8 protein-coding genes and 1 tRNA gene are annotated in these 7,920 nt (G+C 61.8%); 4 read left to right on the top strand and 5 right to left on the bottom strand.

The annotated features are described in order from the left end of the window. Positions 1-148: 148 nt before the first annotated feature. Complete coding sequence (locus C9413_RS23610) at positions 149-559, bottom strand: hypothetical protein (protein ID WP_039844230.1); 411 nt, start codon at positions 557-559, stop codon at positions 149-151. A 269-nt stretch (positions 560-828) separates the two neighbouring features. On the opposite strand from C9413_RS23610, the gene C9413_RS23605 reads away from it, so the two are divergent. After that, a tRNA-Pro gene (locus tag C9413_RS23605) sits at positions 829-905 on the top strand. A gap of 136 nt (positions 906-1,041) precedes the next feature. Here the strand turns inward: C9413_RS23605 and cysN are convergent. The 3 genes from cysN to C9413_RS23590 form a co-directional block, all read right to left on the bottom strand. Beyond that, positions 1,042-2,526, bottom strand: coding sequence for a sulfate adenylyltransferase subunit CysN (gene cysN / locus C9413_RS23600; protein WP_170250972.1), 1,485 nt, complete (start codon positions 2,524-2,526; stop codon positions 1,042-1,044). Between the two features lies 1 nt (position 2,527). After that, entirely contained in the window at positions 2,528-3,481 is a 954-nt protein-coding gene (gene cysD / locus C9413_RS23595) for a sulfate adenylyltransferase subunit CysD (RefSeq protein ID WP_039844232.1), read from the bottom strand. Between the two features lie 157 nt (positions 3,482-3,638). Next, positions 3,639-4,379, bottom strand: coding sequence for a phosphoadenylyl-sulfate reductase (locus C9413_RS23590; protein WP_039844233.1), 741 nt, complete (start codon positions 4,377-4,379; stop codon positions 3,639-3,641). A 423-nt stretch (positions 4,380-4,802) separates the two neighbouring features. On the opposite strand from C9413_RS23590, the gene C9413_RS23585 reads away from it, so the two are divergent. From C9413_RS23585 to C9413_RS23575, 3 genes are all read left to right on the top strand, one after another. Beyond that, positions 4,803-5,249, top strand: coding sequence for an Rrf2 family transcriptional regulator (locus C9413_RS23585; RefSeq protein WP_022716377.1), 447 nt, complete (start codon positions 4,803-4,805; stop codon positions 5,247-5,249). Positions 5,250-5,386: 137 nt separating this feature from the next. Then, entirely contained in the window at positions 5,387-5,773 is a 387-nt protein-coding gene (locus C9413_RS23580) for a DUF6152 family protein (protein ID WP_039844234.1), read from the top strand. Between the two features lie 4 nt (positions 5,774-5,777). Further along, positions 5,778-6,254 carry a DUF6644 family protein gene (locus tag C9413_RS23575; RefSeq protein WP_039844235.1) on the top strand — a complete coding sequence of 159 codons (477 nt, stop codon included), beginning with the start codon at positions 5,778-5,780 and terminating at the stop codon, positions 6,252-6,254. A gap of 292 nt (positions 6,255-6,546) precedes the next feature. Here the strand turns inward: C9413_RS23575 and betA are convergent. Next, on the bottom strand, positions 6,547-7,920 hold a 1,374-nt coding region (betA, locus tag C9413_RS23570), incomplete at its 5' end, for a choline dehydrogenase (protein WP_170250971.1).

Raw genomic sequence — 7,920 nt, 5'->3', positions numbered from 1 at the left:
CAAGGGGGGGCGGCCCAATAGGTGACGCGTCCGGCCTGAGGTGGTTTGGCGGTGGCTCCGGTCGGCATGTCTCGTCGTCGAAATGGCCAATGAAGAAAAGGCAGCCTGCAGGCTGCCTTTCTGGACTGACACTGGCCGCGAAACTCGACTACCGAGCCGTTTCCGGCGCCAGAAACTCCGCACAATAGGACTTGCTGTTTTCGCCCGGGATGTCGCCGACGGTGCGGATGGAGCGGATGGTGTAGCTGGAATCGGCGGTGACTTCGGCCTGGCAGCGGAGATAGAGCGTGCGGGCGGCAGCGATCTGCTTGCCGCGCTTGCCGTTTTCGCCTTCGGCATATTTCGCCGGGACGCGAATCCTCTTGTAGCCGCCCTTCCAAGTGTAGACGGTGGCCGAGCCGTTTTCGGTATCGGCGATCGGCGGGCCGTAGGCGGCGAAGAACTTGCCGGCCGACTGGCCGGTCCAGCGTGCGGAAATCGGATCGCCTGCAGAAGGAATGGTCGTGCAGCCGGCAAGCGCAATGGCAAGCCCGACCGCGGCAGTGGTGCGGAGTTTCATCTAATCGTCCCTGAATTTTGTCGCGCATTCGAGGCGGGAATCGCTGTCTGCCAACGGTTTCCGCTTGTCCCGTGGAGCGCTTTAGCGCGGAACCCGGCAAAAGAAAATTGCCCTGTCTTCGCGATTGCGAAATTTGCCGCGAGTGTGGCTTTTTGTTGCAGTTTTAGGCTGCGCCAGGCCCTTTCACCCCTCTGTCAAAAATGCGCCGGGTTTTGAAATTTGGTGCTTGCGCAATAAGATGGGCCGGTCTATAGAGGCGCCGCTGGTCACGGAGTGTAGCGCAGTCTGGTAGCGCACCACGTTCGGGACGTGGGGGTCGAGTGTTCGAATCACTCCACTCCGACCAGCCGATTTTCCCGAATTGCTCTGACCCCGGCGAGAAATGCGCCGCACACTGCGTGCAGCGATCCGTTTGCGCCAGATGCGTAACGCGCGCCCTCGACACGGCAAGAAAAAGGGGCCGTCCGGCCCCAGCTTCAGTCTCAGATATCGCTTGCGGCGTTTTTCCAGAGTTCCGCCGCTTCCGCTGCGGTCATCCGGTGCACATGCGCCTCGTCGCGGCGGGTTGCGAAGATCTCGCTCGCCATAATCTGCTCGGCGAGGTCGGCTGGAAGCGAGAGGATGACGCGCGCGTCACCGGTGTGAAGTCCGCCGAGTTCCGAGCGCTTGCCGGTCACCATGCCGCCGGCGACCGTATTGTTGGTGTCCGGGTCGATGAGGATGAAGGAGCCGGAGGAGCGGTTCTGCTCATAAGGATCGAAGATCGCCGCTTCATCGAAGGCGAGGCGCACTTTGCCGATGGCATTCATGTAGAGCCGCTCGGCTACGTTCCAGGCGCCGGACTTCAGCTCCAACTGGCTGAGGGGTTGCACCTGGACGCGCTGGCGGCGGCTGCCGCTCTTCAGCCAGTAGCGCTTACCGGCCTCGATGCCTTCCGGCTGCAGCGCCACGATCTGCGCGTCGAAGGCAAGGCCGACCTGCGGCTGGCTGTCGATCGAGACGATCATGTCGCCGCGCGCGACGTCCACCTGCCGGTCGAGCACGAGGGTGATTGCGTCGCCCGCGACGGCCGCGTTGCGCACGAGGTCGAAGGTGACGATCTTGGAAACATTGGCGACCATGCCCGATGGCAAGATCATGACGCTGTCGCCCGGCTTCACCGAACCGCCGGCAACGGTGCCTTGATAGCCACGGAAGCTTTCGCCGGGACGCGACACGCGCTGCACCGAGAGACGGAAGCCGACGGTCTGCGACGAGCGCACCGTGGCAAGCTCCAGCGTCTCGACGAGCGTCGGACCCGTGTACCAGGGCATGGCGGCCTGGCCGGAATAGACGACGTTTTCACCCTTCAGCGCCGACATCGGGATCGCGGTGATCTGCTTGACGCCGAGCGACAGGGCAAATTCCTTGAACTCGTGCGTGATCTTCTCGAAACCGGCGCGGTCGTAGCCGGTCAGGTCGATCTTGTTGACGGCGAGCACGAACTGCTTGATGCCGAGCAGCGAGGCGATCGTCGCGTGGCGTCGCGTCTGCTCGAGGATGCCGGCGCGGGCATCGCCGAGCAGCACGGCAAGATCGGCGGTCGAAGCGCCGGTTGCCATGTTACGGGTGTACTGTTCGTGGCCGGGCGTGTCGGCGACGATGAAGGCGCGCCTGTCGGTCTGGAAATAGCGATAGGCGACATCGATGGTGATTCCCTGTTCGCGCTCCGCCTGCAGGCCGTCCAGAAGCAGTGCGAAGTCCGGCAGGCCGAGATCGTTTTGCTTGCCGGTGGAATCGCGCTGGAGCGTCGCTGCCTGGTCTTCCTTGACGGCCTTGGTGTCCCAGAGCAACCGGCCGATCAGCGTGGATTTGCCGTCGTCGACGCTGCCGCAGGTGATAAGGCGCAACGGCCGCGTGTCGCGCGTGGCCTTCAGCGGCTCGGCGGCAGGCAGGGCGATGGCGGTTGCAGGTGCTGCTGCAGTCATCTCAGAAATATCCTTCACGCTTCTTTTTTTCCATGGAGCCGGACTGGTCGCGGTCGATGGCGCGGCCCTGGCGCTCGGAAACGGTTGCGATTTCCAGCTCCGCTATGACGTCTTCAAGGGTGGTGGCGGTGGAGCGGATGGCACCCGTCAGCGGGAAATCGCCGAGGGTGCGGAAACGGATCATGCCTTCCTGGCGGACTTCGCCGGGAAGGAGTTCCAACCGCGGGTCTTCCGCAAGGATCATCATTCCGTCGCGCTCAACGTAGGGGCGCTTCTTCGCATAGTAGAGCGGCACTAGCGGAATTTCTTCGGCTTGGATGTAGCGCCAGATATCGACTTCGGTCCAGTTCGACAGCGGGAAGGCGCGCACGCTCTCGCCCTTGCGGATCTGGCCGTTGTAGATGTTCCAGAGCTCGGGCCGCTGGTTGCGCGGATCCCAGCGGTGGTCCGGCGTGCGGAAGGAATAGATGCGTTCCTTGGCGCGGCTTGCCTCCTCGTCGCGGCGCGCGCCGCCGAAGGCTGCGTCGAACTGTCCGGCGTCGAGCGCCTGGCGCAGCCCCTCGGTCTTCATGATGTCGGTGAAGGTCGCGGAGCCGTGGCTGAAGGGTGTGATTCCTTCGGCGGCGCCGCGCGGATTGATGTGCTCGACGAGGTCCAGGTCATACTTCTTCGCGGTCTCGTCGCGAAAGGCGATCATCTCCTGGAATTTCCAGCCAGTGTTCACATGCAGCAGCGGGAAGGGCACGCGGCCCGGATAAAAAGCCTTACGTGCCAGATGCAGCAGAACCGACGAGTCCTTTCCGATCGAATAGAGCATCACCGGACGCTCGAATTCGGCCGCAACCTCGCGGAAGATATGGATGGACTCGTTTTCCAGAGCCTTCAGGTGCGGATCGAGCGGCGGCTTGGCGCTCTGCGGATTGTTGAGTTCCGTATCCGGACGGCTATCGGGCATTTCCTACTCCAGACTTTCGATCATTGGCAAGGAGGCATTTGCCCCTCACCCCAATGCCGCGCTCGGCGGCTCGTTTTCCGTCCCCTCGCCCCGCTTGCGGGAAGAGGGCCAGGGGTGAGGGCCGGGCAGTCCGGCACGTCAAACTCACCCTTCGTGGCTATCGTGCGGTAACCGCTGTCGCTTCTTCGCCGACATGCAGGCCGCATTCGCGCTTCTCATCCTGTTCCCACCACCAGCGGCCGGCGCGCTCCGGCTCGCCAGGCTTGATGGCGCGCGTGCACGGCTCGCAGCCGATAGAAGGGTAGCCGCGGGCATGCAGCGGATTAACCGGCACGCTATTGTCGGCGACGTAGGACTTGACGGTCTCGATATCCCAGTCGGCAAGCGGATTTATCTTCAGGAGGTGCCGTTCGGCGTCATATTCCGCAAAAGGCGTTTCCGCGCGGTTGGCGGACTGACCGCGCCGCAGCCCGGTGATCCAGATCGTTGCGCCTGCCAGCGCCCGCGCAAGCGGCTTCAGCTTGCGCACGCCACAACAGGCATGCCTGGCTTCGACGCTCTCGTAAAAGCCGTTCATGCCGTATTTTGCCGCATAGGCGTCGATATCGGCCTGCTCGGGCTCGTAACGGGTGATGTGGATGTCGTACTGGCTTTCGGTTTCGTCGATCAGCGCCAGCGTCTCGGGGAAGAGGCGGCCGGTCTGCAGCGTTACGACGTCGATCGGTAGGCGATGGTTGCCGATTTCGGCGGTGATCACCTGGTCTTCGATACCAAGCGATGTCGTGAAGACGACTCTTACGTCTAGGCCGGCGACAAACGACAGACGTTCGGCCAGGCTCAAGGTCGCAAGTTTCGCATTCAGCGTTTCCGCTTCTTCGATGATATTGACAACAGTCATGGGAAAACCTGTCCTCGATGTTGGCCGGAGTATCGCAGCTTGAGGGCAGATCGCACAGAAAAACGGATTTCGAAAGCGGCGCATACGGGAGCAAATATCTCTCCGAAGCCGCTGCAATGCAGAAAAGCAGCCGCGTCAGGTCAGCAATCTGTCGGGGCTACTTTAATCTCTATAAAATTAGTAGGGTTACACGGTGCCTGTCAATTCGAAACCTGAAGTGATGTCGAAAAAGATGCAGGAAGGGCAATTTCAGCGTAGAATTCTGTCCGTTGGCCGAGCAGGAAAAACAAGGCCAAAATGCTTGTCTTCCAAGGCTTTCGCGGGCGCGTTCAAATTCCGTTCATGCTGGCTGTGCAATAGGAGATATGTAAGCTTGTGAAGTGGTGCGGCACGTCGCATCGCTCGTGTGTGTGACGGTCCAAAATGATTACGCAGAAAGCAAAATACGCGCTCCGGGCGCTGACGGTACTGGCGGAAGCCGATGCCGGCGAGCCCGTCATGATTTCGGACATTGCAGCGCAGCAGAAAATTCCGAAGAAGTTCCTCGAGCAGATCCTGCTCGATCTTAAGCATCAGGGCATCGTCGCGAGCCGACGCGGCAAGGCGGGCGGCTATCTGCTGTTGAAGCCCGCCGACATGATCACCTTCGGCGAGATCCTGCGCATCGTCGACGGCCCGATCGCGCCGCTGCCATGCCTTTCTATCACCGCGTATCGCAAGTGCGACGATTGCGACGGCGAGCAGACCTGCAAAATCCGCAGCGTCTTCGCGAAAGTCGCGGATGCAACGCGCAAGGTGCTGTTCTCGACGACAATCGCCGACGCGGTCGCGCCGGCAAAAGGCGCAGAGGTCACCCGCCTTCTCGCCTGACGGGGCTTCTTCCCTCTCCATTGGCAGCCGCAGGTTCGCGAAATCATCTCCCACCTTCAAGATTTGGTGAAAAGCCTTTCAAAGCCGCCGGAATGCGCCAATTCGGAGCTGTTCGGAAAAGGGCAGGGAGAACTGAAATGCGTGTCTTATCCACAAAGCAGATCGTCTTGAGCGCGGCCGTCGCGGCAGCTTTCGCGACCGGCGCTGCGGCGCATCACGGCTGGTCATGGGCCGAGGCCGAGCAGATGGAGTTGAGGGGGACGATCCAGAAGATTTCCATGGGCGGCCCGCATCCCGCGCTTGACGTTGCGACCGCCGATGACGGCGTGTGGCGCGTCGAACTCGGCAATCCGCGCCAGACGGAGCGCTCCGGCTTCGTCGAGGGCTCGGCGAAGAACGGCGATCAGATCGTTGCGATCGGAAACCGTTCGCTGGATCGGAATGAAAAGCGCATGAAGGCCGTGCGAATCACGGTCGGCGAGAAGCGCTACGATATCTATCCCGATCGAATCCAGACGAATTGACCGCATGGCGATCGAACTTCTGGAATGGCTTGCCGCAACGCCGCTCGCGGCAGGGTTGCGGCGTTCAGCGCTGCTTTACATGTTCGTCAACGCTTCGCATATCCTGTCCATCGGTTTGCTGCTCGGCGCCATCCTGCCGCTCGATCTCAGGTTGATGGGCTTCTTTCCGTTGGTCCCGCTTTCGGTGGTCGGGCCATTCCTGTCGCGCGCAGCGGCGGTCGGGTTGACGGCGGCGATCGTCACGGGCTTCTGCCTCTTCAGCGTCCGGCCGATGGAATATGCTGCAAACCCAGCATTTTTGGTAAAGATCGGATTGCTGGCAGTAGGCGTTGCCAATGCCGCCATCGTGCATGCCAGGGACAGCTGGCGAAAGGCGATTGCCGGAGTGGTCGTTGCAGCGAGCCTGCGCATTGCAGCCATGGTTTCGGCGGCGGTGTGGATTACCGCTCTCATCGCCGGGCGGTGGATCGGTTTCATATAGAGGCGATCACGCCGCGACGGTGCTCGCCGCGCGCCACCAGCGCAAGGAAGAGATCACTGAACTTGTGCGAAGGCCGAGGTTGCGATGCCCACGCTGTTTCTGCTTTTGAAGTCGTTGCGTTCGATCATGAAAATAGCCGAGCGCGCGGCGCATCTGGCAGCTTCATCACATGAAACTGCCAGATGCCAACATCGGAGCAACTGCGGATATGCATTCGATGATTGATATTGGCGATAGGCGCGAAGAAGATCCCACGAGACTGCTGGGCATTCGTGTGCCCTACCAGCTCTGTTTACCGGTCGCTCAGTGCCCAGCGCGGATTGACCCAGGGCTCCTGGTTCGAGCGCGGCAGGGGCTGCTTGCCGAGGATATGGTCTGCCGCCTTCTCGCCGGTCATGATCGAGGGGCCGTTGAGGTTGCCGTAGGTGATGTGTGGGAAGATTGACGAGTCGGCAACGCGCAGGCCGTCCACTCCGATGACGCGCGTCTCCGGGTCGATCACGGCCATCGGGTCGTTCTTAGCGCCCAACTTACAGGTGCCGCAGGGGTGGTAGGCGCTTTCCAGATGCTCGCGCAGGAAGCCGTCGATCTCGTCGTCCGTCTGCACCTTCTCGCCCGGCTGGATTTCCGGCCCTCGATAGGGGTCGAAAGCCTGCTGGCCGAAGATCTCGCGGGTGAGGCGCACGCAGTGGCGGAATTTCTCCCAGTCATCCGGGTGACTCATATAGTTGAAGCGGATGATGGGGTCGGCCTTCGGATCGGGCGAGCGCAGGGTGACGGACCCGCGCGACTTCGAGAGATTGTAGCCGACATGCACCTGAAAGCCGTGGCTCTTCGCCGCCGCCTTGCCGTCATAGCTGATCGCCACCGGCAGGAAGTGATACTGGATGTCCGGCTGCTTGACGCCGGCCGCCGAGCGCAGGAAGGCGCAGGCTTCGAACTGGTTGGAAGTGCCGAGGCCGGATCTCGTGAACATCCATTGCGCGCCCGCCACGCCCTGCCAGAACCATGGCAGCCAGGAATAGAGTGAAACCGGCTTGGTGCTGACCTGCTGGAAATAGAATTCCATATGGTCCTGCAGGTTGGCGCCGACGCCTGGCCGGTCGGCTTTCACCTCGATGCCGTGCTCCTGCAAATGAGCCCCAGGGCCGATACCGGAAAGCATCAAGAGCTTCGGCGAGTTGAAGGATGAGGCAGAAACGATCACCTCGCGGTTCGCCTTGATGATTTCGACCTTGCCGCGGCGCTCGATCTCGACACCGGTCGCGCGGCCGTTCTCGATAACGATCCTGCGCGCCAGGGCGTAGGCGATGTCGCCATTCGGCCGCCTCAGCGCCGGCTTCAGATAGGCGTTCGCCGCAGACCAGCGACGGCCGCGGAAGATGGTCTGCTCCATCAGCCCGAAGCCTTCCTGCTTCGAGCCGTTGTAGTCGTCCGTCGCCTCGAAACCCGCCTGCTTGCCGGCTTCGATGAATGCATGGAACAGCGGGTTGCGAAAGCCGCCGCGTTGCACATGCAGCGGGCCGTCGGTGCCGCGCCAGCCTTCCTCACCGCCGTGCGAATGCTCCATGCGCTTGAAGTAGGGCAGCACGTCTGCATAGGCCCAGCCGTTGGCGCCGAGCTCTTCCCAACGGTTGTAGTCTTCGGCATGGCCGCGCACATAGAC

The sequence above is a fragment of the Rhizobium sp. SEMIA 4085 genome (assembly GCF_013004495.1).
In the GTDB taxonomy this organism is placed as follows: domain Bacteria; phylum Pseudomonadota; class Alphaproteobacteria; order Rhizobiales; family Rhizobiaceae; genus Rhizobium; species Rhizobium gallicum.
The sequence above is the reverse complement of the archived record's forward strand: the minus strand, read 5'-3'. Positions and strand labels throughout refer to the sequence as shown.

Coding starts and splice junctions, on each gene's coding strand:
- C9413_RS23610 (WP_039844230.1), bottom strand. CDS start 559: ATGAAACTCCGCACCACTGCCGCGGTCGGGCTTGCCATTGCGCTTGCC.
- cysN (WP_170250972.1), bottom strand. CDS start 2,526: ATGACTGCAGCAGCACCTGCAACCGCCATCGCCCTGCCTGCCGCCGAG.
- cysD (WP_039844232.1), bottom strand. CDS start 3,481: ATGCCCGATAGCCGTCCGGATACGGAACTCAACAATCCGCAGAGCGCC.
- C9413_RS23590 (WP_039844233.1), bottom strand. CDS start 4,379: ATGACTGTTGTCAATATCATCGAAGAAGCGGAAACGCTGAATGCGAAA.
- C9413_RS23585 (WP_022716377.1), top strand. CDS start 4,803: ATGATTACGCAGAAAGCAAAATACGCGCTCCGGGCGCTGACGGTACTG.
- C9413_RS23580 (WP_039844234.1), top strand. CDS start 5,387: ATGCGTGTCTTATCCACAAAGCAGATCGTCTTGAGCGCGGCCGTCGCG.
- C9413_RS23575 (WP_039844235.1), top strand. CDS start 5,778: ATGGCGATCGAACTTCTGGAATGGCTTGCCGCAACGCCGCTCGCGGCA.